Source organism: Streptomyces sp. NPDC101776, from assembly GCF_044766845.1.
Lineage (GTDB): Bacteria > Actinomycetota > Actinomycetes > Streptomycetales > Streptomycetaceae > Streptomyces.
The window spans coordinates 154,767-177,381 of the sequence record NZ_JBIWMV010000010.1 but is presented as its reverse complement, the minus strand read 5'-3'; the positions used below and the strand labels follow the sequence as shown (position 1 = coordinate 177,381).

Genomic DNA, 22,615 nt, shown 5'->3' with positions numbered 1-22,615 from the left:
CAGGTCCGTCGTACGGACGGACCTGCCACCCGTGTGTCAGGAGGACGGTCCCCAGTTGTCGCTGCTGGGAGTGGCCGAACTCGGCGTCGTCAGGGGCAGGTTGACGAAGGACGCGGACTGCGGGGACCGTTCGACGGTGTAGGTTCCCCCGGCCAGGTTCACCAGTTCCTGTGGGGTCGGGGCGACGGGGAAGTGGAAGTCGGCGGGGGGTTGGCTGTTGATGCTGATCTGGATCCGGTAACCGGCCGGGATCTTGGTCAAGTTGGACAGCAGGGAGATGTCGTAGCGGGTCGTCTGCCCGGGTGTCACCGGGTGCTGTGACGCCTGCGTGAAGGGGTGACTCGGCTTGATCAGGGTGCCGTTGTCGCCGTACCAGCTCTCCTGAGAGTCTACGGCGCGTTGGCTGCCCAGGAGGATTCCGTCGGCCTGCTTGGTCACCGTCCCGTCCGGGGCGACGATGCTCAGCTTGGCCGACAGTTCGGTCTCCGGTGGCGTCGACTTCGCGTAGAGGGTGATGTCGGTCGGGCCGTCGAGCAGGGCCGACTTGGTGAGCGGGGCGGTGGTGTACGTCAGTGTGTCGGCCGCCGTCGCCGCGCTCCAGGAGAGCGAGTCGGTGCCCTGGTCGGTCGGTTTCCCGGGGGTGAGGGAGCCGTTGCCGAGGTAGTAGGTGCGGGTGTCGGAGGACAGGGGCCAGGCGGCGCTGTCGACCCAGGTGTTCGCGCCGTTCTCGAACAGGTGCAGTGGCTTCGAGGTGTTGGCCATGCCCGTGGGCGCGTTCTTGAGCCAGGTCTCGAACCACTCCAGGCGGATGGCCTGGAGCGCCTCTTCGTTGACGTGCTCGCCGTGGGTCCAGGGTCCGACGATCGCCTGATACCGCCCGGTGACGGGGTCGTCCGAGGAGATCGGATCGGTCAACGGGCGGTGGTAGTAAGCGTTTTGGGCGGACACATAGGCGCCGAGGTTGCCGCCGGGGAAGAGGTCGTTCCAGCCGGCCTCGGTCAGTGCCGGGATGTTGTTGCCCACGATCCGAGGCATGAGCTTCTGGACGTTCAGGGACTGCCAGTAGGCGTCGTCGTACGAGCGTGAACCGCCCGTGGCCTGCTGGGCGATGGTCACCGACTGCGAGTCGGTGGCGGGGTCGTCCTCGGGGCCGCGCGGTTCGGCCTGGGCGATACCGGCGACGAAGGGGGTCGGGATACCGCCGTTCGCCGTGAGGTCGTTGTAGAAGTCCGAGTCGGTGCAGAACGGCGTGATGACCTTCAGTGGGGAGTTCTTGCCCACGGCCGCGGCGGTGAACCACTGGTCGACCCCGAGATAGGAGCAACCGTCAAGCCCCACCTTGCCGTTGGAGCCCGACAGTGTGTGGGCCGCCCAGTCGACGAGGGCGGCTCCGTCCTTGCCCTGCCGGTCCCCGAACCAGTCGACCTGCCCGCCGGAGTCACCGGTGCCGCGCACCGCGGAGGCCACGTAGATGTAGCCGCGCCGCACGAAGTACGTGCCGCTGTCCGTGGGGTCGGAGCGCTGTGCGCCGTAGGGATTCTGGGTCAGGAGCACGGGGAACGGGCCCGACGCGCGTGCGCCGGTGCTCGGGGCGGTCGGGTAGACGACCTCGACGGCGATCTTCACGCCGTCGTCCATGGTGACGGTGGTGTGGACGGGCGCGCTCGTCGCGTAACTGGCGGTGGGTGGCTGCCAGTTGGTTGCGTGCGTGGGGAGTGCGGTGGCCGCCGTCCGGCCTGCGGCCACGAGGAGGAGCACCGCGGAGGCGCTGCTCAGTACGGACATGCGGTGGGGCAGCTTGGTCCGGTCTCTTGCCTTGGGCTTCTTCATGCGGCTCCTTGAGCTGGTGGGGGGTTTCCGCGTCAGGCCGGCTGCGCGACGGCCTGCCGGTCCCGGGCCAGGGCGAAGAGCGGGAGGACGGTGCGCCCGCGGATGTCGTTGGTCAGCTCGGCCAGGACCAGATAGAAGGCGACGGCGGCCAGCAGGATCTCGACGTATCCGGCGGCGTGCAGCACCGAGTCGCTCGGCACGCCCGCACTCGAAGCGCCCAGGTAGGCGGTCACCAGCAGCACGATCGTCAGCGTCAGCAGGGAGAACGCGGTCACGATCACCGCGTTCGTGCCCAGACTGGCCACGGCGAAGACCAGCGTCACGACCAGCCAGGCGATGAGGAACAGCCCCAGCGATTGCATCACGGCATGTCCGCCCGCCGCTGCCGACGCTTCCGCCGACGCCCCGCCGGCCTTCGCCGCTGCCGCCGCCGCTCCCGCGATATGGGGTGCCGCCCAGAACTCGATGGCGGTGTAGCCGAACCAGAACGCCCCGTACGCCGTCAGGAACGCGGCGGCGAAGGTCGCGCCGGAGGCCAACGCGAAGAAGCCCGCGACGAGTTGGACGAGGCCGCCGTAGAAGAAGGTGCCCGCCAGCAGGATCGTGCCGTCGGCCGCGTCGATGACGCCGGCGGTGTGCAGGCCGAGGATGAGCGAGCACCACGCGAATCCGGCCGCCCCCACGGCTGTCGCGTGACCGATGTGGGAGGTGGTGGTGACGGCCTGGACCGGCGGGCTCTGGGCAGCGTGAAGCGACACTTCGGCCATGGTGATCAACCCTTCTGGAATGTCGACAGCGGGGGCGCTCGACCCGTGCCGTCTACCGAATGGTCGGTAGTTTGGGAACGACCGTTGGGGCTGCCAAGGGATCGAACCGAAGTGGAAAACGCCCTCGATGCCGCCTCGGCGGCGGCTTTCGGCGGGTCGGCCGCGGTGCGGGGGCGGCTTCATGGGTGCGGCGTCAGTGCGCGGATCTCGGGGATCGTCCCTGATGGGAAGGGGTATCCGGAGTCCCGCCCGGAGTGGCCGGGCGGGCGGCGGGTGATCGTCCGGGAGAGGTGGGTCGTAGGGCTTCCCGGGCCGAAAAAAGTGGAGATATATTCTCCATAACGAGGGTGGGGAGTCCTCGAAACGAGGGGCGGCGCTACTGCGGGAGCTGCCCGTGGAGGCCGCCGAGGATGAGTCCGAGGCCGAACTCGAAGCGGTCGTCGAAGTTGAGGATCTCCTCGACGGGGGTGGAGAACAGGTGGGGGTACGTCTCGCGCGCGCCGGGGAACGTGAGTCTGTCGCGGGCGTCGTCGGTCAGGCCCTGCTGTTCCAGGGTGTCGCCGAGGACGTAGCAGAAGACGGTGGACGTGGCCCAGAGCGCGGCGACCTCGTCGAACCCCGCGCTTCGCATGACGCCGACGAGGCGCTCTGTGAGCGTGAGGCTGTGCCGTTTCGCGGCGTAGCTGCCGCCGACGATCCGGGCGCCCTCGCGCTGGGCCAGCAGGGCCTGCCGCAACTGCCGGGCGAGGAGCGGGACTTCGGCCTCCCAGTGGTTCTCGGGGGTGTCTGGCAGCGCCGTGGCCAGGATCGCCTCGGCCATCTCGTCCAGGAGGGCCTGCTTGTTGCTGAACACCCGGTAGATGGCGGGCAGTTGGAGCTTGTTGGCATCCGCCAGCCGACGCATGGTGAGGGCGTCGAGCCCACCCTCGTCGACGATCCGGAGCGCGGCGGTCACCAGCGCCCTGGCGCGGTTCGCGGGCGGTGGGGGGCCCGCCTGTGCGGGGGCGGAAGTGCCATGACCCATGGGCGTGATAACGATGTTATCGCCCTCTTTGGGGAGTCGCGAGGAGGGAGCTGGGACGACAGATCCAGCGATGCGGACGCTAGCCGATGAGGGGCGGGGGAGCGGAGCCGATCCGTTCGCTCTGGCAGGTGGCAGGTGGCAGGTGGCAGGTGGCAGGTGGTCGGATCGGTCCCGAGCGGGGTGGCGTGCGGTCAGTCCGCGCTCCTCTCTCCCAACAGCCTGCGCAGCCAGTCCAGTTGGGCGGCGATCGCGGACCGGGACAGCCGCCCCTGCGGGGCGAAGCCGGCGAAACCGTGGAAACCGCCGGGCCAGACATGCAGTTCGGCCGTGCCGCCCGCCTGCCGGATCCGGTCGGCATAGGTGACGACCTCGTCGCGGAAGGTCTCGGAGGTGCCGACATCGAGGAAGGCCGGCGGAAGGCCCGCGAGGTCCTCGGCACGGGCGGGCGCGGCACAGGGAGACACGTCCGGGCCGCCCCGCGAGGCCCCGAGCAGCGCGGTCCAGCCGGTCTCGTCGGCCGTACGGATGTGTCCCGCGCGGAGCTGCTCGGCGGCCCAATGGGCCCACTCCTGTTCCAACACCCGTTGCCGGATGCCGTGTTCGAGGACGAGCCTGCCGCACACGGTGAGCATGTCCTTGTCCCACTCCTCCGTGTCCCGGAGTGCGACCAGGGTGTCGTGCTCCTTGGCCGAGGCCTCCGCGTGGTCGAGGAGTCGCTGGATCGCTTCGTCGCGCGGGAGGAGCCCCAGGAAGAAGGTCTGCAGGAGCATCGGGTTGCGCTGCGGCCTGCTCTCCCGGTTCTCGGTGAGCCAGCGCAGGGTCTCCGCGTGCCCCTCGGGGGTGAGCGAGTACTGCTTGCGTCCCCGGGGGCCCTCCTCCGTGACCTTGATCAGGCCGGTCGCGTCCAGCTTGGTCAGCTCGCCGTAGATCTGGCTCTGCTTGGCGGGCCAGACGTAACCGAGCGAGGTGTCGAACATTTTCAGCAGGTCGTAGCCGCTGCCAGCTGCCCCGACGGGTACCCGCCGGATTCATCGGCAGTTGGCTGGCGGACGCCTGACCCACGGCACCCGGCCGAAGCCGTGAACGGTGAGCCGTCCTCCGGGCCCGGGCGTTCCGGCCCGGAGGACGGCTCTCGTCAGGGTGCCCCGACAACCGGAACCGACAACCGGAACCGGCAGCAGGCACCGGCAGCAGGAACCAACAGCCGGAACCGACAGCCGACGCCAGGAGGAGCCGGGAAGGACTCATGATGGGGTACGTCGCGAGGGTGCCACACCCGGACGACACGGAGGACCCGGAGGACGCGGCGCAGGCGGGCGAAGTCGCCTCGCTGGGGCTGCTGTTGGCGCGACACCGTGCGGGGATGCGCGCCGTGGCGGTGAGCATCCTGGGGCCGGGCGCGGACGCCGACGACGTGATGCAGGACGCGGCGCTGACGGTACTGCTGCGGATCGGGGGCGTACGTGATCCGGAGGCGGTGGGCGCGTGGTTGCGGATGATCGTGCGCAACGCCGCCCGGCTGCGGCTGCGGCTGCGGCTGCGGAGGCGGAGGCGGTGGTGGTCCGCCCCACGGACGAACTGCCGCTGCGGTCAACGCAGTTGGGCCCGGAACAGTGGCTCGAACGCAACGCGCTGCGCGACTGGGGCTGGGAGGCGCTGCAGGAGCTGTCACCGGCGTTGCGCATGCCACTGGTGCTGCGTCACTTCGCCACCGGGGGCTCCTCGTACGAACGGATCGCGGAGGTCTGCGGGGTACCGGTCGGCACGGTGCGCAGCCGACTGAACCGCGGCCGGGCCCAGTTGGCGGCCGCCCTCGCCGCCACGGCCGACACCCGGCACGGCGACGCCACGCAACGGGTCCGCGCCAGCCGGGTCGAGGCCCGCGAGCTGGTGGCCGCCGAGGGACGCGAGGACCTTCGGTCGAACCCTCGCCTCACCCCGGACCGGATCAGTGCTCTGCGCTGAACTCCCCGAAGTAATGACCCTCTTCGATGTCCGCGACCAGCGCGGGGTGCGTCGGCCGCCATCCCGTGCGCTGCCGGGTCAGGGCGCTCGACACCGGGTTGTCGAGCGCGACCAGCGGGGCGAGGAAACCGGTGAAGTGCCGGCCCGCCTCCTCAGGGGTCAAACTGACGGCGGGGAACCCCAGTTGGCGCCCGATGGCCCGCGCGATGTCCCGGAACGGCACCCCTTCCTCGGCGACCGCGTGCAGGGGTGTACCGGCCGGGGCGGACTCCAGGGCCAGTCGGTACAGGGTCGCCGCGTCACGTCGGTGCACCGACGGCCACCGGTTCGACCCGTCGCCGACGAAGGCGGACACTCCCGTCGTACGAGCGACGCCGACGAGCGTCGGGATGAATCCGCGCGCGTCCCCTCGGCCGTGCACGGTCGGGGCCAGCCGTACGGAGGACGACCGTACTCCGCGCTCGCCCGCGGCGAGGACGGACAGCTCCACCTGGAGCCGTAGTGCCGTGACGGGGTTGGCAGTTGAGGGAGTCTCTTCGGTGAGCAGGTGGCCCGGCGTACGGCCGATGACTCCCGAGGTGACCACGAAGGGCTTGCCCGTGCCCTCCAACTCCGCGCCGATCGCGTCCACCGCGTTCAACTCGGCCTTCGCACGTGCGGCCGGGTCGGTGGTCTCGGAGATGTGCTGGTTCGCGGCGTAGACCACGCCGTCCGCGGCAGCGGCTCCGGCGCGCAGGCTGTCGGCGTCGTCGATGTCACCGCGATGCACGGCGACGCCGGAGCGCGTCAAGGAGTCGGCGGCCGGGTCCGAGCGGGCCAGGCCGAGTACTTGGTGCCCCGCGTCGAGGAGTTCGCGCACGACGGCGGAGCCGATGTAACCCGTCGCGCCCGCAACGAAAACACGCACAGTGGAGATCCCCCAGGTCTGTTCGGGTCGACCCGACAGCAGAACGTGGCGGGCTCGTGCACCACGCTAGGAACGGCCCGTGCCGGCGTCCAACGCCTGTGTCGCATAAGGCGATACGCCGCAGGCATCACCCCTGACGGCACGGCGCCGGGACCCTCGCACAGGTCCCGGCGCCGTTCTGTCCGCCCGCGTCACGCCCAACTGGGCCACGTGACCGGTCAGTTGATGGTGTAGCTGTCTCCGTAGACCTTCCACTTCAGCGGAGTGTTGAGGTCGAAGTTGCCGTTGCGGAGGAAGACGCGCTGCTCGGTGTCGACGCGGGTGGTGTCACTGTGGGCCTCCTCCTGCTTCATGGCCCACACACGCGCGTCCAGGAAGGCGTTGAGGTACGTCGTCTCGTTGCCGCCCTGGGCCGGCGGCTTGGCCGAACGCAGGGCACGGGCCCGGATGTTGCGGAAGCTGGTCGAGTCGTCGCCGTCGCCGTGCATGACGATGGCGTCGTAGTACGCGAACTGGCCCAGCACGCGCAGCCCGTCGGTCTTGCCCTGGCTGACGGCGGGGTTGAAGTACACGCGGTCGCGTTCGTCGTTCTGCGCCTGCTGGAACACCGTGTCCGCCGCCGCGGTGCGCCAGTCCTTGGGGAAGTTCGGGTCGAGTCCGGAGTGCGAGTCGGTGCCGTTGACGTTGCGCAGGGCGGGCAGGTACTTCGCGAGGACGTTGCCGGGCTTGCGGGTCGCGTAGAGCTGCACGAGGTCGAGCATGTCGCCGGTGCCGGAGCAGAAGCCGATGATGCCGGCGGTGTAGCCGCGGCCGTCGCCTATGTCCTCGATGTACTTGTACTGGGCCTTCCAGTCGAGGGAGGAGTTCTCCGCGCTCGACACCAGCTTCATGGCGATCTCCTTCTTCGCCGGGTCGTCGAGGCCGATCGCCTTGGCGGCCTTGGTGGCCGCCGAGGCCTGCGGAGTGCGCAGCAGAGGTGCCGCCGCGAGCGACACACCGATGAGCGCGAGCAGCGTACGACGAGAGGGGCTCGTCGGCTCGGTGGTCGCGGGGTCGTGGAACGGGTGGACCACGGGGACTCCAAATGGTGGTGGGGGGTGGGGAGTTGGTCGTGCCGTGGAACTGATAGGAAAGTTAACTATCAGAGGTTCGGCCTCGTGGGCACCCACCCGGAGCCAAGTTCGTAGATATGAACGAGAGTCGCGTGTCTGTGCGATGGCGGTGTTTGACGGTTTGCCCGCTCTTGTCGCTCACGGTGTCCGAGGTGTCCGAAGTCGCGCGGATGTCGTCATATTTCGCGGATGTTGCGCGAACTCTTGACGTGCCCCGTCCGGTTGCGTAGATATGACTGCGCAGTCATGACAGCGCAGTCATACACCGGACTGAGGCTAGGATTCGACTGCCGGAGATCGGGAGACACCATGACACCAGTGGCAGGACGCGGCGCGGGAGCCGCGCCGCGCAGCGTGGACGTGGCGCGCCTGGCGGGCGTGTCGCAGAAGACGGTGTCCCGGGTCATGAACGACGAGCCGTACGTCTCGGAAGACGTACGCCGTCGGGTCCTGTCGGCGGCCGAGGAACTCGGCTACCGCTCCAACAACGCGGCCCGCGCCCTCGCCTCCGGACGTACCCGGTCCATCGGCGTCGTGACGCTCGGCACCGCCCTCTACGGTCCCGCCTCGCTGCTCATGGGCGTCGAGCGGGCCGTCCGGGACACCGGCTACGCGCTCCGCGTGGTCAACACGATGGAAGGCGAGTCGGCGGGCATCGCCGGCGCCGTCGACTCGCTCCTCGACCAGGGCGTGGACGGCATCGTCATCTCCGAGCCGATCGACGAGGAGGGCGGCGCGGAGCTGTCCGCGCGGGTCGATGTGCCGGTGCTCGTCCTCGGGGCGCCGCCGCCCTTAGTCGCTCCGCATGTCGTGACGGGCGGGATCGTCTCCGGGCAGATGGCGCGGGCGGCCACCGAGCATCTGCTGGAACTGGGCCACACCACGGTCCACCATCTGGCCGGGCCCCAGCGCTGGTACTCGGCGCGGGACCGGCTCGACGGCTGGCGTGCCGCGCTCGCCGCGCACGGGCGGGTGGAGCCGCCGGTCGTGCAGGGCGACTGGTCCGCGGCGTCCGGTTACGCGGCCGGCCTCGCACTCGTCGCCGATCCTGCCGTCACCGCCGTGTTCGCCGCGAATGACGACATGGCGATCGGGCTCATGCGGGCGCTGACGGAAGCGGGGCGGCGGGTTCCGGAGGATGTCAGCGTGGTCGGGTTCGACGACACGCCTGTTGCCGCGTATGTGACGCCGCCGTTGACCACTGTGCGGCAGCCGTTCGATGCGATGGCGCAGGACGGTTTGAAGCTGTTGGTTCATGCCATCGAGAACCCTCAGGCGGAACCGTTGCCTATGGCTGATCCGCCGGTTGAGCTCATTGTTCGGGCGTCTACGGCTTCGCCCCGCTAGTTCCTCCGCCGGGTCCGTTGATTTTTGTCAGCGGGCCGGTGGGGGCTGGTCGCGCCGTTCCCCGCGCCCCTGAGGGGCGCGCTCACCTCACCTGAAATTTCAGCACGCCTCTGTTGGTGTGCTGGTTCCTCGTACCCTCTCTCGGGAGTTCATCATGTCCGGAATCTTCTCCAACTCGCCCTCGTCTCTCAGTCGTCGGGGCTTTCTCGCCGCCACCGGAGCCGTGTCGCTGGCCGCAACCCTGTCCGCCTGCGGCGGCGACAACGGTGGTACGAGTGGCTCGTCCAGCAAGGCGGTCAGTCAGGCCGACATCGACAAGGCGATGAAGACGCCGACCCAGCTCACCTTCTGGACCTGGGTGCCGAACATCGACAAGGAGGTCGCGCTCTTCGAGAAGAAGTACCCGGCCGTCAAGGTCAAGGTCGTCAACGCCGGTCAGGGCACGCCGCAGTACACGAAGCTGCGGACCGCGCTGAAGGCGAACAGCGGCGCCCCGGACATGGTGCAGATCGAGTTCCAGGCGATCCCGACGTTCACCATCACCGACAGCCTGCTGGACCTGCGTCCCTACGGCGCCTCCGCGCTCAAGTCGACGTTCGTGGACTGGACTTGGGGCCAGGTCAGCGGCAGCAAGGGTGAGGTGTGGGCGATACCGCAGGACACCGGGCCGATGGGCATGCTGTACCGCAAGGACATCTTCGACCAGCACGGCATCCAAGTTCCCGCCACCTGGGACGAGTTCGCGGCCGCCGCGCGCAGGCTGCACAAGGCCGACCCGGACGTCTACCTCACCAACCTCGCCGCCAACCAGGTTGCCGCCTGGCACGGCCTGTTGTGGCAGGCGGGCGCCAAGCCGTACGTCACCTCCGGCAAGAGCGACATCACCGTCAGCGTCGACGACGCGGTCTCCCAGAAGCTCGGCGCCTACTGGGGTGGACTCGCCAAGGACGGCGTGATCGGCGTGGAGCCGGACTTCACCGATTCCTGGTACGCGGCCCTCAACAAGGGCAAGTACGCGACCTGGCTCACCGGCGCCTGGGGGCCGGCCTTCCTCTCCGGCTCCGCGAAGGCCACCTCCGGCAAGTGGCGCGCCGCCCCGCTCCCGCAGTGGGACGCCGCCAAGCCCAGCTCCGGCAACTGGGGCGGCTCGACCACCGCCGTCATCCGCTCCACCAAGAACCCCATCCAGGCAGCGGTGTTCGCCCAGTTCCTCAACAGCGACCCCACCAGCGCCAAGATGTTCGCCACCGAGCAGTTCTTCTTCCCGGCGACCAAGACCTTGCTCTCCGAGGCGAGTTTCCTCGGTGACGCGCCCGCCTTCTACGGCGGCCAGAAGGTCAACCAGGTCTTCGCGGACATCAGCGCCCAGGTCGACCCCGCCTTCCAGTGGCCGCCGTTCCTCGACCGGGTGGCCACGGACTGGACCGAGACCGTCGGCAAGTCGCTGGCGGACAAGACGGACACCGTCCGCGCGCTCGGCTCCTGGCAGTCACGCATCACGACCTTCGCCAAGAGCCAGGGCTTCACCGTCAAGGGAGGCTGACCATGGCCACCACGACAACGGCGGCGCGCACCAAGGCACCGCCCCGAAGGCGCCAAGTCGGCACCGCGGGCGTCCTGTTCATCGCCCCCTTCATGGCGCTGTTCCTGCTCCTCTTCCTCGCCCCGCTCGGCTACGCCGCCTACCTCAGCCTCTTCCAGGAGAAGCTCATCGGCGGCTCGACCTTCGTCGGCCTGGACAACTACGTGACCGCCCTCAAGGACCCCCAACTCCTCAAGGGCATAGGCCGGGTGGCCCTGTTCTTCGTCATCCAGGTCCCCGTGATGCTGCTGCTCGCGCTGTTCTTCGCCCTGGCGCTGGACAGTGGCCTGCTCCGCCTCGCCCGCGTGATCCGCCTGGGCATCTTCGTCCCGTACGCCGTCCCCAGCGTGATCGCGACCCTCATGTGGGGCTACCTCTACGGCCCCGACTTCGGCCCCTTCGCGCAGATCAGCCACGACCTCCATCTGCCGGCCCCGCACTTCCTCTCCGGCAGCTGGATGCTCGGCAGCCTCGCCAACATCGTGACCTGGGAGTTCGTCGGCTACAACATGATCATCCTGTACGCCGCCCTGCGCACCATCCCCGGTGAGCTGTACGAGGCCGCCGCCATGGACGGCGCCGGCGCCTGGCGCATCGCCTGGTCCATCAAACTCCCCGCGCTGCGCCCGGCGTTGACCCTCACCCTGCTCTTCTCGGTGATCGGCAGTTTCCAGCTCTTCAACGAGCCGAGCCTGTTGATGAAGGTCGCCCCGGACGTCATCGACAGCTCCTACACCGCCAACCTCTACGCCTACTCCGTCGCCTTCATCAGCCAGCAGACCAACTACGCGGCCACGGTGTCCTTCATCCTCGGGCTGGTCATCGTGATCGTGTCGTACGCCTTCCTGCTCACCGCGAACCGCAGGAGGAGCGCATGACCACCGTGACGCCCACCGCCTCAACCCCCGTGCAGGAAAAGGGAGTTACCTCCGAGGCCCGCCCCGCGCGGCGCCGGTCCGCGCACCGGCGCAGCACCCCGCTCACCATCGCGATGCTCGCCGTCCTCGCGTACTTCCTGCTGCCGCTGTTCTGGCTGCTGGTCGCCTCGACCAAGAGCACCCAGGACCTGTTCAACAGCTTCGGCCTGTGGTTCTCCCACGCGCCCCAGTTCCTGTCGAACATCAAGGCCACCTTCACCCAGGACGACGGCGTGTTCGGCCGCTGGCTGCTCAACACCGTTCTCTACGCCGGGGTCAGCGCGCTCGGCGCCGCGCTGCTCGCGGCGGCGGCCGGCTACGGCTTCGCCAAGTACCGCTTCCGCGGCCACGGCGCGGCCTTCAACCTGGTGCTGGGCGCCATCATGATCCCCACCACCGCGCTGGCGATCCCCACCTATCTGCTCTTCGCCAAAGCCGGTCTGGTGAACACCCCTTGGGCCGTCATCCTGCCCTCCCTCATCAGCCCCTTCGGCCTCTACCTCATGCGGATCTACGCCGAGGACGCCGTCCCCGACAGCCTCATCGAGGCCGCCCGCATGGACGGCGCCGGAGAGTTCCGCATCTTCACCACCATCGCGCTGCGGCTCCTCGCGCCCGGGCTGGTGACCGTCATCCTCTTCACGCTCGTCGCCACCTGGAACAACTACTTCCTGCCGCTGATCATGCTCAACGACCCGAACCTGTACCCCATCACGGTCGGGCTCTCCTCCTGGGCCGCCCAGGCACAGAACGGCGGCGCCGGAGCCAGCAGCGACATGCTCGCCCTCGTCGTGACCGGATCGCTGATCTCGATCATCCCGCTCGTGCTGGCCTTCCTGCTGCTCCAGCGGTACTGGCAGAGCGGCCTCGCCACCGGCGGCGTCAAGCAGTAACCCGCGTTCCCCGTACCACTTCTCGTTTCCCCGGAGGTTTCCCCCCATGGCGGCTCTGCCTGCCCGTGTCCTGTTCGGCGCCGCGTACTACCACGAGTACTCGCCGGCCTACGGCTCCACCGTGCAGCCCGACGAACGGCTCAAGAGCGACCTCGACCTCATGGCCGACGCGCACTTCACCGTGATCCGGATCGGCGAGTCGGTCTGGTCGACCTGGGAACCCGAGAACGGCCGCTTCGAACTCGACTGGCTGCGACCGGTGTTGGACGGCGCCCATGAACGCGGCATCTCCGTCATCCTCGGCACCCCCACCTACGCCGTACCGCCGTGGCTGGCCCGCCAGTACCCGGAGATCACCGGCGAGCGGCGCACCGGCGAACGCATCGGCTGGGGCGCCCGACAGGAAGTCGACTTCACCCACCCCGCGTTCCGCTTCCACGCCGAGCGGATCATCCGCAAGATCGTCGCCCGGTACGCCGACCACCCGGCGGTCATCGGCTTCCAGGTCGACAACGAACCGGGCCTGGAACTGTTCCACAACCACGGCGTCTTCCAGCGCTTCACCGACCACCTGCGCGCCAAGTACGGAGACGTCGAGACCCTCAACCGCGAGTGGGGCCTGGTCTACTGGTCCCACCGCCTGTCCACCTGGGCCGACCTGTGGACGCCCGACGGCAACGCGCAGCCCCAGTACGACGTCGCCTGGCGGGAGTTCCAGGCCCGCCAGGTCACCGAGTTCATCGGCTGGCAGGCCGACCTCGTCCGCGAGTACGCCCGCCCCGAGCACTTCGTCACCACCTGTATCTCCTACACCCGCCCGGCAGTCGAGGACGACGAGCTGACCGACCGCCTCGACATCGCCACCGGCAACCCGTACTACGACATGCAGGACGGCCTGCTCCTGCCCGACCCGACCCCGGACACCCACGAGCAGAAGTGGAAGACCACCGGCGTCTGGTCGCTCTACCAGACCGCCGACTGGATGTTCTCCTCCCGCCAGGAACCATTCCTGGTCACCGAGACCAACGCGTCCTCGATCGGCTTCGCCTGGGACAACCGCCCCGCCTACGACGGCCAGTGGCGCCAGGCCGCCTGGGCCCTCGTCGGCCGCGGCGCCCGCATGATCGAGTACTGGCAGTGGCAGACCCTGCGCTTCGGCGCGGAGACCTACTGGGGCGGAGTCCTCCCGCACAGCGGACAACCGGGCCGCACCTACGGCGAACTCGCCGTGCTGGGCGAGGAGTTCGAGACCGCCGGGCCGCTCGTCGCCGGACTCGAACCCGACGCCGACATCACGATCGTCTACTCCACCCCCAGCAAATGGCTGATGCAGAAGCACCCGCCCCTCGCGACCCCGGACGGCGAACCGGACCCCACCGCCTACCACCGCATCCTCGACCCCTTCTACCGCGGCGCCTTCGACGCCGGACGCCAGGTCCGCGTCGTCCACGCCCGTCAACTGCACGACCCGCGCGGCTGGGGGTCCCCCCTCCGGGGGAGCGCAGGCGTGGCCCCCGAGGAGGCCGTCCGCCGCCACCCCGTCCTCGTCGTGCCCGCCCTGTACCTCGCCGACGACAGCACGCTCGACTGGTTCGCCGCCTACGCGCAGGCCGGCGGCCACCTGGTCCTCGGCCCCCGCACCGGCTACGCCGACCTGGAGGCCCGCGCCCGGCACGAGCCCGCCCCCGCCCGTCTCACCGGCGCGGCGGGAGTGTCGTACGACGAATTCAGCAACCTCGCGCAGCCCGTGCCCGTCCGTGCCGTGCCGGACAGCCCCCTCTCCCTGCCGGAGTCCGCGACGGCGACGCACTGGGCGGACGGGCTGACCGTCACCGACGCCGAGGTGCTCGTGAGTTATGAGCACCCGCACTTCGGGCGCTGGCCCGCCGTGACCAGCCGCCGGCACGGGGAGGGGCGGGTCACCTGTGTCGGCACCGTGCCCGGCCGTGATCTCGCCCGCGCGCTCACCGAGTGGCTGGCGCCGGTCGCCCGCAGCGGATGGGGCGATCTGCCCGCGTCCGTCACGGCCACGACCGGTACCTCGCCCGACGGCCGACGGGTGCACATCGTCCACAACTGGACCTGGGAGCCCGCCCGTTCGGCGGTCCCGGCAGATCTCGTCGACGCCCTGAACGGCACGTCCCTCGCCGCCGGCGAGGTGCTGGAACTCGGCCCGTGGGACGTCCGCGTACTCGTCTCCCCGCAGAGGGACTCGGAGCAGGACCCGAAGCAGGACCCGAAACAGGACACAGAGAACGACTCGAAGGAGCAGCTGTGCGAAGAAGCAGAGCAGTGAAGGCGCTGGGCACGTTCGTCGGGGCCGCCGCGATGCTGGCGATCCCCATGACGACCGGTGCTCAGGCGTACAACCCGACCGGCGGAGTCCTCTACCAGCTCGGCAACGAGCCGTGCCTGAAGGGGCGGGGCAACTGCGCCGTCTACCCGAAGTCGGCCCAGTTGCCGAACGGGCGGCTGGTCGCGTCCTTCGAGAAGTCCACCGTCGTACCGGCGACGGGCAGCGCCGACGGACAGACGCTCCCGGTCTACAAGAGCGACGACCACGGGACGAGCTGGCAGCCGCTGTCGGAGGTCAAGGCTCCCGCGTATCTGTCCAAGGACCCCAAGTACGCGAAGTACACGAGCAATTGGACCAACCCCTTTCTCTACACGCTGCCGCAGACCGTCGGAAAGCTGAAGCGCGGCACGTTGCTGCTCGCGAGTGTCGTGTCGGGCGACGACCAGTACTACAAGGAGCACAAGGCGGCCGACCCGAACTGGACGCCCTCCAACGACGGCGACCGCAGCGACCTCGCCATCGCGCTGTACTCCAGCACCGACCAGGGCAAGTCCTGGAAGGTCCTCAATGTCGTCGCGACCGGCGACTGGCAGGGCGGCAGCGCGGGCGCGATCGGGCAGAACGTCGCCACGGCCAACACGCACCAGCAGGTCGACCCCATCTGGGAGCCGTACCTGATGGTCTACAAGGGCCAACTGGTCTGCTACTACTCCGACGAGAACGACTACACCGGCTTCGACGCGAAGACCGGTGCCCCGACGCTCGACCCCGCCAACGACACTGCCACGGACTCGCACGGGCAGATCCTCGCCCACAGGACCTGGGACGGCCGTAGCGCCAAGTGGAGCGGGCCGGTCGTCGATGTCGCGGGACTGACCCAGAACATGGGCGGCGGCAAGACGGAGATCGGCGGCGGGCGGCCGGGCATGACGAACGTCGTGCGGACCACGGACGGCAAGTGGCTGCTCACGTACGAGTACTGGGGCGGCGGGGCCAACACCCGGTACCTGCTCGCCGACAACCCGCTCAAGTTCTACCGGAGTTCCACCACCGGCGACGCCGTCACCTCGCTGCCGCTCGACACCGGCTCCCGTGCGCTCGCGACCGGCGGCAGTCCGGTCCTCATCAGGCTGCCCGGGGGACGCCTGGCCTACAACGCGGCCGGCAGCGGCAACGTCTGGGTCAATAAGAGCGGTCGTAGCGACGGGGTCTGGACGGAATACCAGACGACCTCGCGGGCCGGATACAGCCGCGATCTGCAGTACGTCGACGGCACCGGCCGGATCGCGATCCTCAACAACCAGGGCACCTCGACGATCGCCTTCTCCGAGGTCGACCTCGGCCGGTCGAAGGGTGCCTACTACCGGCTGGTGAACCGGAAGACCGGTCAGGTGATCGGCACCGGCAGCAAGACGAACGACGCGAACATCGGCAACGGGAACGTTCCCGATGTCGTCCTGGAGGCTCGTGGCTCCGCCTCGAATCCGGACACCCAGTACTGGCACGTCGTCACCGAACCGAACGGCGGGGCAACCCTGTTGAACAAGTCGGGTGGCCGTGCGGCGGCCATCTGGACCGGCAACGCGACGGCCGGTCAGCGGATCGGGCAGTGGGTCGACAACAGCGCGACCGGCAGCTGGAACCTGATCAGGACCACGCAGGGGTACTACACGCTCCAGTCGGTCAAGAACACCGCCCTGTACCTGACCGGGGCGTCCGACGGGGCGCCGCTGACCCTGCAGAGCGCGGCGACGGACGGCTCGCAGGAGTGGAAGCTCGTCCCCTAGGCTCCGCCCATGAGGGTCCGTCACAAAGCGCGTGTCGTCCTGCTCGACCACGGTCATCTGGTGTTCCTGAAGCGGGGCTGGCCGGGCGGCGACGCGTACTGCACGACCGTCGGCGGGAGCGTGGAACCCGCCGACGCGGACCTCGAAGCGGCCCTGCGGCGCGAGGCGTTGGAGGAGATCGGTGCCACGATCGGCCCCGCCACCGAGGTCCTCACTCTGACCGAACCGCTCGGGACGACCAGCGTCGTCCAGCACTTCTTCCTCGCCGACCTGCTGGACATGGACCTGGAGCGCCGCCACGGTCCCGAACTCGACGACCCCGACACGGGCGACTTCGAACCGGTCAGGGTCGCGATGACCCGTCCGGCCGTCGCAGCCCTCAACCTCCAGCCGGCCGAGCTGGCCGACTACGTCCTCGGACACGTCGATGCGTGGGGCGCCTGACAGCCGCCCTGTCATCGCGACCGCTTTGCCATCACAGTCGCCCTGTCATCACAACGCCTTGAGCTGGGTGAGGAGTTGGAGGGTGTCGGTGTTGACCCAGTACTCCACGAACCTGCCGTCGCGCATACGGAGTGTGTCCGTGCCGGTGAACGTGACCACCGTCCCGGGGGCGGCCTCGGCGCCGGGAAAACCGCCGACGTAGGTGCCGGTGGCCGTCCATCGTACGGACGCGTAGCGCCCGTCGACCAGCGGGGCGACCTGCTCGGTGAAACGGAGGTCGGGGAACGCGGCGCGTGTCTGCGCGATCCAGGCGACCAGTCCGTCGACACCCCGGATCGAGCTGCCGTCACCGCCGTCGAGGAGGGCGGCGTGGACGCGGAAGGAGGGGGAGATGATCCCCGGCGCCCGGTCGAAGTCGCCGTTCCACAGCCGGATCCAGTCGTCGAGCATCGCCTTCGTTCTTCCCGCGCCGTCGTGGTGGCTCCGGACATCCGTGATCGTTGCCGCAGGGGTCCTCGGCGAGGTGTCCGAGGCGGTGGCGGTCGTGGCCGTGCAGACCAGGACGGCCAGGGCCACCGGGACGAGCAGCCGGGCGCGGTGACGTCGGGGCGTGCGGGCGGACGGGACGGTGGTCATGGCAGATCCTCTCAACGCAGGCGGGGGAGTGGGGGATTGAGCGACGGGCACGTCACGGGGTCAGGACGACCTTGCCGGCGACCGTGCCGGACTCGGCCAGGCGCAGGGCGTCGGCGACGCGGGCGAGCGGCAGTTGGGCGGCGACCTGGGCGTTGACCTCACCGCGCTGGAGGGCCGCGAAGACCTGGGCGAGGTCGGCACTCAGCCGGGCCCGGAAGCGGTTCTTGCTCAACGCCCGTCCGGCCCAGACGTTGAAGAAGTAGGCGTGGCGGCCGTTCGGCAGCGCGTTCCACGTCCAGACCCGGCCCAGGAGCTTGAGTACGGGCAACTGCTTGGAGCCCTCGTCGTCACGGGTGGAGGCGCTGCCGTAGGAGACGAGCGTGCCGCCTGGGGCGAGCAGGTGCCAGGACCGGACGATGCCCGGGCCGCCGACGTGGTCGAAGACGGCGTCCACGCCGCGCGGGGCGAGTTCGCGGACGCGTGCGGTGAGGTCGGGGGTGCGGTAGTCGATGGGCTGAACGCCCTGGGCGCGCAGTGTGTCGTGGTGCCGCGGGGAGGCGGTGCCGATCACGTGCACCCCTGCCGCGTGGGCGAGTTGGACCAGGACCGTGCCGACTCCGCCGTTCGCCCCGTGCACCAGGATCGTCTGGCCGGCGCGGATACGGGCCTTGCGGTGCAGCATCTGCCAGGCGGTGATGCCGTTCACGACCACGGTCTCGGCCTCGGCCGCGCCGACCCCCTCGGGCACCGGCACCAGATCGGCCGCGTCGACGAGCACATGACTGGCCCAGCCGCCGACCTTCACCAGCGCTGCGACGCGGGTGCCGGCCAGGCCCGGCTCGACGCCCGCGCCGGTGGTGAGGACGGTGCCGACCAGGTCGTAGCCGGGGACGAAGGGGAATGGGGGCTGGTCGTAGTACTTGCCGCGGCGCATCTGCTGCTCGGCGAAGGAGATCCCGGTCGCCTCCATCCGGATCACGACCTGCCCGGGGCCCGCGACGGGCAGGGCTCCCTGCCGGACCTCCAGGCCCTCCGGCTCCACCTTGCCCGGCAGGACGACCTCGACGAGTGCGTCGGCTGTGTTCTTCGTGCTGTCCGTGTTGTTCATGGCGGCCTCCACTGTGATCCGCGGCGAGCTATGGGCTTTCGTGTTCGTTATAAGTTGTAACTCACGCGAGAAGGGGTCGTCAAGTGTGATCGTGATAGCTTCTAACTGAAACTTGAGCGTGTAGTTCAGTGGGAGTGGGAGGCGGTCGGCCATGGTGGAAACGGGCACGAAGACACCGCGTGAGCGCTATCGCGACCAGGTGCGCGCGGAGATCAAGGAACACGCGCGGGAGCAGATCGGCACGGCCGGCGCCTCCGCGCTCTCCCTCAACGCGATCGCCAAGCGGATGGGCATGAGCGGGCCCGCCCTCTACCGCTACTTCGCCAGCCGTGACGACCTGATCACCGAGCTCATCCGGGACGCGTACCGAAGCCTCGCCGACGCCTTCCGCACGGCCGCCGAGTCCGGCGCCGACCTGCCCGGCCTGGCCCACGCCCTGCGCGCCTGGGCTCTCGACGACCCGCAGCGCTACTTCCTCATCTACGGCACACCCGTCCCGGGCTACCACGCGCCGGACGACGTCACAGGGATCGCGTCCGAGATCATGCGGACTTTGCTGGACGCGAGCGCGGGCCTGCCCGCGGACGCTCCCCTGACACCCTTCGAAGTCGACCTGACGGCCCACCGGCACTGGGCGGGCGACCACCCCGCCCCACCCGCGTCCCTGCACCGCGCCCTGACCTGCTGGACCCGCCTGCACGGCGTGCTGTCCCTGGAACTCGCGGGCCACTTCACGGGTATGGGGTTCGACCCGGCGCTGCTGTTCGACTCAGAACTCGCGGACCTGGCGGCACCGTCGACATGACGGTGCGGGACCCGCCGGATCCGGCTCGGTGAGGTGGGGCACCGCGCCTCTCAAAAGGACGTGCCGTGGTCGTCCGGAGGACGGCGGACCAGGTGCAGACAGACGACCGAGGCGATGACGGTGCGCCGTTCGGAGGTGTCCAGGCGGGCGTCGGTCTCGACGACGTACTGCTGTAGACCGAGCACCGAGTCGATGCTGCTCACCGTGACCCGGCCGAGAATCTCCGGCGCCGGGCTCTGTTCCGGGTCGGTCTCCGTGAGCTGCCATTCGATGGAGGTGTAACCCCGCCGTGTGAGGAGGAGTTGACGTCCCCCTCCCGTCCGCAGGCTCAACTGCCGGCTGTTGATGAGTCCGTGGGTGCGTGCGGTGCCGAGCTCCCGATCCGTGACGTCGGTGAAGCGGAACCGCACCGGCCCGAACTGCCCGTACGAGGCACGCCTGTTGATATGGACGAGGAACCTGCCGGACGTGTCCGTGAGGAGGGAGTTCGTGTCGTCGGTGTGCGTGAGCAGGGCGAGTTGCGTCCCTTCCACGGTGGACACGGCCAGCACGGGGCCCTCATATCTGCGCCACCGTGAACGCTTCGGCTGCGCCACCACGACGGCTTCCAGTTCGAACGGACCGGCTTCCGGCATCGCTCTTCCTTCCCCCGCTACGGCTTCCCCCTCGACCGGCTCCGTCCCCTGTGGCCGCGAACCTGTCGGACCGGCCGTCCACCGTAGCCGGTCCGCCCTCAAAGGGCCTGCCGCAGAAAGGAATTGAGGCCCCAGGGGGCGTCCGCAGTGGGGTCGTACGCGGCCTCGGCGGGCCCTCGGACGCGTTCCGGGTGCGGTGCGCGACAGCGCCGCCGTCCGCTTCCCGAAACGCCCTCACCCGCCCGTTCATGGCCTCGGTAAAGTGGCTCTGACCTGGTGTTTTACCTGATTTCGCCTACGCTGGGGTGATCTGCCGAACACCAGGGGAGGGGTCTTCGTGAGTGACGGAGGCATGCGGTACGACGCCACGCACATCAAGGTGCTGGAGGGCGGGGAAGCCGTACGGAAGCGGCCCGGCATGTACGTCGGCTCGACCGGCCAACGTGGCCTGCACCACCTCGTGTTGGATGTCGTCGGCCGAGCCGTGAGCGAGGTTCTGGCCGGCCGCGCCCGCTCCGTGGACGTCACGCTCACGGCCGACGGCGGAGTACGGGTCGCCGACGACGGGGCGGGGGACGGGGAGGCCCACACCCCGGATCTCGAAAGGGAGTTGACCAGCTTCTACACCGGTCCCGGGCCCAGCGGCCGGCGCACCGCGATCGTCACCCACTTCGGCGTGGGGCTCCTCGTCGCCAACGCCCTGTCGAGTCGACTGACGGCCGAGGTGCGGGGCGCGGGAACCCGGTGGGTCAAGGAGTACGCGCGCGGTGTCGAGGCCGACCCGCCCGTCACCGTGGGGTCGGAGACCGGAAGCGGGACGACCCTCTCGTTCTGGCCCGACGCCGAGATCTTCGAGACGACCTGGTGCTCGTTCTCCGTGGTGGCGGAGCGCTTCCGGCAACTGGCCTTCCTCAACCAGGGTCTGGCGATCTCGCTGACCGACGAACGCCCGGCGGCTGGGGTCCGGCGGGTGGTGTTCCAATTCCCGGACGGAGTACGGGACTTCGTGGCCGCCCTCTCCGCGGAGGCGGAGACGGGGGTGGCGCTGGAGCCGGACGTCTTCGGCTTCGAGCGGGAGGACGCCAGAATGGCGGGGACCATGGAGGTGGCCCTGCTGTGGAGAGGCTCCGGCAAGGCGCGGATACGCGGCTTCGCCAACAGCCGGGCCACGCGCGAGGGCGGCTCGCACGTGTACGGCCTGCGGGACGGAGTGGTGGCCGCGGTCACCGCGTTCGCACGGGAACGGGGGTTGCCGGCCGCGTCCGACTCCGATGCCCGCGCCGACCGGATCGTCGAGGGGCTCACCGCGGTCGTGTCGGTGAAGCTCGACCACCCTGAATTCCTCGGCTCCACACGTGAGTTGCTGGGCAACACCGAAGTGCGGGTCTGCGTCGCAGAGGCCGTCCAGGAGCGCCTCGGCGAGTGGTTCGCCGAACAGCCCGAGCGGGCACCGGAGTTGGTCGACCGAATCGTTGGAGGTGACGAGGAGTGTTGAGCAGCGATTGAGTGCCGATACGGGTGATCCGGCGGACAGCGCTCGGCTGCGGGAGAAGGCAGTCAGCGCCTCCGCCGGCTCAACTCGGCGCGTCCAGCAGGGAGATGACATAGGCGTCCAGCCGCTCCTCCACGACCCGCGTCGTCAGCTCCACCCTCCCCGCCTCCTGCCACGGCCGCACCACGGGTCCCACCTCCCCGGTGAAGGCCAGCGCGTCCAACAGCCGCCAGTACAGCCGTTCGCCCGCCGCTGACGCCAGGATCCCGCCGGCCTCCTCGTACGCCTCGGCGAACCGCAGGCCCCAGGCCGGGCCGTGCAGCAGCGCGAGGTTGGTGGAGCAGTGCGCCACGTCGAGGTCCGCCGGTCCCCAGGAGTTCTCCACCCAGTCGACGACCCCGGTGACACGGAGAGCCGCCGAGTCCTCGGGCGACAGGTCGAACAGCACGTTGCCGGGGTGGAAGTCCCGGTGCATGAACCGGCCTTCGAAGGGCGGCGCGGGCTCGCGGATCACGTCGATCGCCGCGGTCCACGCCGCCCTGTCGGCCCCCTGCGCCGGGACGACGGCGTCGGCGGTCGTCCACGCCTTGTAGTGCTGGGGCCGGTCGACGGGGTCGAACGCGTGGATCTCCACGAGCTGCCGGGCGAGAAGCGGGACACGCGCCTTGAGTCCCTCGTCGGTGAGGACCGTCCGGCCCGGCAGATGGGTCATGAGGAGCGAGGGGTACTCGCAGTGCGCGGCGGACGGATCCACCGCGACCGGTTCCGGAGCCGGTACATCGGTCTCCGCGAGCAGAGCGAGGGCATCGGCCTCGCGGTTCAGCAGGCCTCCGGCGTGCTCCGCGAAGTACGGGTCGACGAAGCTGCGCAGGACCAGGGCGCGGGTGCCCCCGTCCGGTGCGGCGACGGTCAGCCGCCGCATCTCGGCGGTGATACCGCCGTGCAGCGCCCCGGTCCCGACGATCCGTTCGCCCGGGCCGAGCCGCCGATTCACCCAGGCCAGGGTCAATGGTCGTAGGGCGCACGCCTCGTCGTGATCTGTCACCCGGCCACCCCATCATCATTCGC

20 protein-coding genes and 1 pseudogene are annotated in these 22,615 nt (G+C 69.6%); 11 read left to right on the top strand and 10 right to left on the bottom strand.

The features are described from left to right. Positions 1-36 precede the first annotated feature (36 nt). The 4 genes from ACIRRY_RS28890 to ACIRRY_RS28875 form a co-directional block, all read right to left on the bottom strand. Positions 37-1,830: a CocE/NonD family hydrolase gene (locus ACIRRY_RS28890; protein WP_403977904.1), complete on the bottom strand. Its 1,794-nt coding sequence runs from the start codon at positions 1,828-1,830 to the stop codon at positions 37-39. Between the two features lie 32 nt (positions 1,831-1,862). After that, positions 1,863-2,597, bottom strand: a complete 735-nt coding sequence (locus ACIRRY_RS28885) for an acetate uptake transporter (RefSeq protein ID WP_403977901.1) — start codon at positions 2,595-2,597, stop codon at positions 1,863-1,865. 376 nt (positions 2,598-2,973) lie between these two features. After that, entirely contained in the window at positions 2,974-3,621 is a 648-nt protein-coding gene (locus tag ACIRRY_RS28880; RefSeq protein WP_403977898.1) for a TetR/AcrR family transcriptional regulator C-terminal domain-containing protein, read from the bottom strand. Positions 3,622-3,812: 191 nt separating this feature from the next. Beyond that, positions 3,813-4,649, bottom strand: coding sequence for an alpha/beta hydrolase fold domain-containing protein (locus tag ACIRRY_RS28875; RefSeq protein WP_403978364.1), 837 nt, complete (start codon positions 4,647-4,649; stop codon positions 3,813-3,815). Between the two features lie 218 nt (positions 4,650-4,867). Here ACIRRY_RS28875 and ACIRRY_RS28870 point away from each other — a divergent pair. Beyond that, positions 4,868-5,092 (top strand): annotated as a pseudogene (locus ACIRRY_RS28870) (RNA polymerase sigma factor); the annotation flags it as partial. 86 nt (positions 5,093-5,178) lie between these two features. Continuing rightward, the gene (locus tag ACIRRY_RS28865; RefSeq protein WP_403977895.1) at positions 5,179-5,586 is read left to right on the top strand and encodes a sigma factor-like helix-turn-helix DNA-binding protein; all 408 of its coding nucleotides are present in this window, start codon (positions 5,179-5,181) and stop codon (positions 5,584-5,586) included. Here the strand turns inward: ACIRRY_RS28865 and ACIRRY_RS28860 are convergent. After that, a complete protein-coding gene (locus ACIRRY_RS28860; protein ID WP_403977893.1) occupies positions 5,570-6,493 on the bottom strand; it encodes an SDR family oxidoreductase in 924 nt (307 codons plus the stop codon). The two genes, ACIRRY_RS28865 and ACIRRY_RS28860, sit on opposite strands and share 17 nt — an antisense overlap. A 218-nt stretch (positions 6,494-6,711) precedes the next feature. Next, the gene (locus ACIRRY_RS28855) at positions 6,712-7,566 is read right to left on the bottom strand and encodes a chitosanase (RefSeq protein ID WP_403977891.1); all 855 of its coding nucleotides are present in this window, start codon (positions 7,564-7,566) and stop codon (positions 6,712-6,714) included. Between the two features lie 348 nt (positions 7,567-7,914). Here ACIRRY_RS28855 and ACIRRY_RS28850 point away from each other — a divergent pair, with 348 nt between their 5' ends. From ACIRRY_RS28850 to ACIRRY_RS28820, 7 genes are all read left to right on the top strand, one after another. Continuing rightward, positions 7,915-8,952 carry a LacI family DNA-binding transcriptional regulator gene (locus ACIRRY_RS28850; protein ID WP_403977889.1) on the top strand — a complete coding sequence of 346 codons (1,038 nt, stop codon included), beginning with the start codon at positions 7,915-7,917 and terminating at the stop codon, positions 8,950-8,952. A 154-nt stretch (positions 8,953-9,106) separates the two neighbouring features. After that, positions 9,107-10,495 (top strand): ABC transporter substrate-binding protein, encoded by a 1,389-nt coding sequence (locus ACIRRY_RS28845; RefSeq protein ID WP_403977886.1) that lies wholly within the window; start codon positions 9,107-9,109, stop codon positions 10,493-10,495. Between the two features lie 2 nt (positions 10,496-10,497). Beyond that, positions 10,498-11,412, top strand: coding sequence for a carbohydrate ABC transporter permease (locus ACIRRY_RS28840; RefSeq protein ID WP_403977883.1), 915 nt, complete (start codon positions 10,498-10,500; stop codon positions 11,410-11,412). Further along, the gene (locus ACIRRY_RS28835) at positions 11,409-12,344 is read left to right on the top strand and encodes a carbohydrate ABC transporter permease (RefSeq protein WP_403977880.1); all 936 of its coding nucleotides are present in this window, start codon (positions 11,409-11,411) and stop codon (positions 12,342-12,344) included. The genes ACIRRY_RS28840 and ACIRRY_RS28835 overlap by 4 nt, the downstream gene beginning before the upstream one ends. Positions 12,345-12,390: 46 nt before the next feature. Beyond that, on the top strand, positions 12,391-14,640 hold the full coding sequence (locus ACIRRY_RS28830) for a beta-galactosidase (protein WP_403977877.1): 2,250 nt from the start codon (positions 12,391-12,393) through the stop codon (positions 14,638-14,640). 32 nt (positions 14,641-14,672) lie between these two features. Beyond that, on the top strand, positions 14,673-16,427 hold the full coding sequence (locus ACIRRY_RS28825; protein WP_403978361.1) for an RICIN domain-containing protein: 1,755 nt from the start codon (positions 14,673-14,675) through the stop codon (positions 16,425-16,427). Positions 16,428-16,436: 9 nt separating this feature from the next. After that, a complete protein-coding gene (locus ACIRRY_RS28820) occupies positions 16,437-16,871 on the top strand; it encodes an NUDIX domain-containing protein (protein WP_403977874.1) in 435 nt (144 codons plus the stop codon). A gap of 48 nt (positions 16,872-16,919) precedes the next feature. On the opposite strand, the gene ACIRRY_RS28815 is transcribed toward ACIRRY_RS28820, so the two are convergent. Together ACIRRY_RS28815 and ACIRRY_RS28810 are read right to left on the bottom strand one after the other, a co-directional pair. After that, on the bottom strand, positions 16,920-17,507 hold the full coding sequence (locus ACIRRY_RS28815; protein WP_403977871.1) for an ester cyclase: 588 nt from the start codon (positions 17,505-17,507) through the stop codon (positions 16,920-16,922). Between the two features lie 52 nt (positions 17,508-17,559). Then, positions 17,560-18,615, bottom strand: a complete 1,056-nt coding sequence (locus tag ACIRRY_RS28810) for a medium chain dehydrogenase/reductase family protein (protein ID WP_403977869.1) — start codon at positions 18,613-18,615, stop codon at positions 17,560-17,562. Between the two features lie 151 nt (positions 18,616-18,766). On the opposite strand from ACIRRY_RS28810, the gene ACIRRY_RS28805 reads away from it, so the two are divergent. Beyond that, positions 18,767-19,420, top strand: coding sequence for a TetR/AcrR family transcriptional regulator (locus ACIRRY_RS28805; protein WP_403977868.1), 654 nt, complete (start codon positions 18,767-18,769; stop codon positions 19,418-19,420). 50 nt (positions 19,421-19,470) lie between these two features. On the opposite strand, the gene ACIRRY_RS28800 is transcribed toward ACIRRY_RS28805, so the two are convergent. Continuing rightward, positions 19,471-20,055: a hypothetical protein gene (locus ACIRRY_RS28800; RefSeq protein WP_403977865.1), complete on the bottom strand. Its 585-nt coding sequence runs from the start codon at positions 20,053-20,055 to the stop codon at positions 19,471-19,473. A 337-nt stretch (positions 20,056-20,392) separates the two neighbouring features. Here ACIRRY_RS28800 and ACIRRY_RS28795 point away from each other — a divergent pair, with 337 nt between their 5' ends. Beyond that, positions 20,393-21,550 (top strand): ATP-binding protein, encoded by a 1,158-nt coding sequence (locus ACIRRY_RS28795; RefSeq protein WP_403977862.1) that lies wholly within the window; start codon positions 20,393-20,395, stop codon positions 21,548-21,550. Between the two features lie 79 nt (positions 21,551-21,629). Here ACIRRY_RS28795 and ACIRRY_RS28790 read toward each other — a convergent pair whose 3' ends face one another. After that, a complete protein-coding gene (locus tag ACIRRY_RS28790; protein WP_403977859.1) occupies positions 21,630-22,592 on the bottom strand; it encodes a phosphotransferase family protein in 963 nt (320 codons plus the stop codon). Positions 22,593-22,615: the final 23 nt, after the last annotated feature.

Bases quoted from the DNA above. Each gene is read 5' to 3' on its own strand.
- ACIRRY_RS28840 (WP_403977883.1), top strand. From the start codon at position 10,498: ATGGCCACCACGACAACGGCGGCGCGCACCAAGGCACCGCCCCGAAGG.
- ACIRRY_RS28805 (WP_403977868.1), top strand. From the start codon at position 18,767: ATGGTGGAAACGGGCACGAAGACACCGCGTGAGCGCTATCGCGACCAG.
- ACIRRY_RS28815 (WP_403977871.1), bottom strand. From the start codon at position 17,507: ATGACCACCGTCCCGTCCGCCCGCACGCCCCGACGTCACCGCGCCCGG.
- ACIRRY_RS28890 (WP_403977904.1), bottom strand. From the start codon at position 1,830: ATGAAGAAGCCCAAGGCAAGAGACCGGACCAAGCTGCCCCACCGCATG.
- ACIRRY_RS28850 (WP_403977889.1), top strand. From the start codon at position 7,915: ATGACACCAGTGGCAGGACGCGGCGCGGGAGCCGCGCCGCGCAGCGTG.
- ACIRRY_RS28825 (WP_403978361.1), top strand. From the start codon at position 14,673: ATGCTGGCGATCCCCATGACGACCGGTGCTCAGGCGTACAACCCGACC.
- ACIRRY_RS28830 (WP_403977877.1), top strand. From the start codon at position 12,391: ATGGCGGCTCTGCCTGCCCGTGTCCTGTTCGGCGCCGCGTACTACCAC.
- ACIRRY_RS28835 (WP_403977880.1), top strand. From the start codon at position 11,409: ATGACCACCGTGACGCCCACCGCCTCAACCCCCGTGCAGGAAAAGGGA.
- ACIRRY_RS28800 (WP_403977865.1), bottom strand. From the start codon at position 20,055: ATGCCGGAAGCCGGTCCGTTCGAACTGGAAGCCGTCGTGGTGGCGCAG.
- ACIRRY_RS28820 (WP_403977874.1), top strand. From the start codon at position 16,437: ATGAGGGTCCGTCACAAAGCGCGTGTCGTCCTGCTCGACCACGGTCAT.
- ACIRRY_RS28845 (WP_403977886.1), top strand. From the start codon at position 9,107: ATGTCCGGAATCTTCTCCAACTCGCCCTCGTCTCTCAGTCGTCGGGGC.
- ACIRRY_RS28810 (WP_403977869.1), bottom strand. From the start codon at position 18,615: ATGAACAACACGGACAGCACGAAGAACACAGCCGACGCACTCGTCGAG.
- ACIRRY_RS28885 (WP_403977901.1), bottom strand. From the start codon at position 2,597: ATGGCCGAAGTGTCGCTTCACGCTGCCCAGAGCCCGCCGGTCCAGGCC.
- ACIRRY_RS28880 (WP_403977898.1), bottom strand. From the start codon at position 3,621: ATGGGTCATGGCACTTCCGCCCCCGCACAGGCGGGCCCCCCACCGCCC.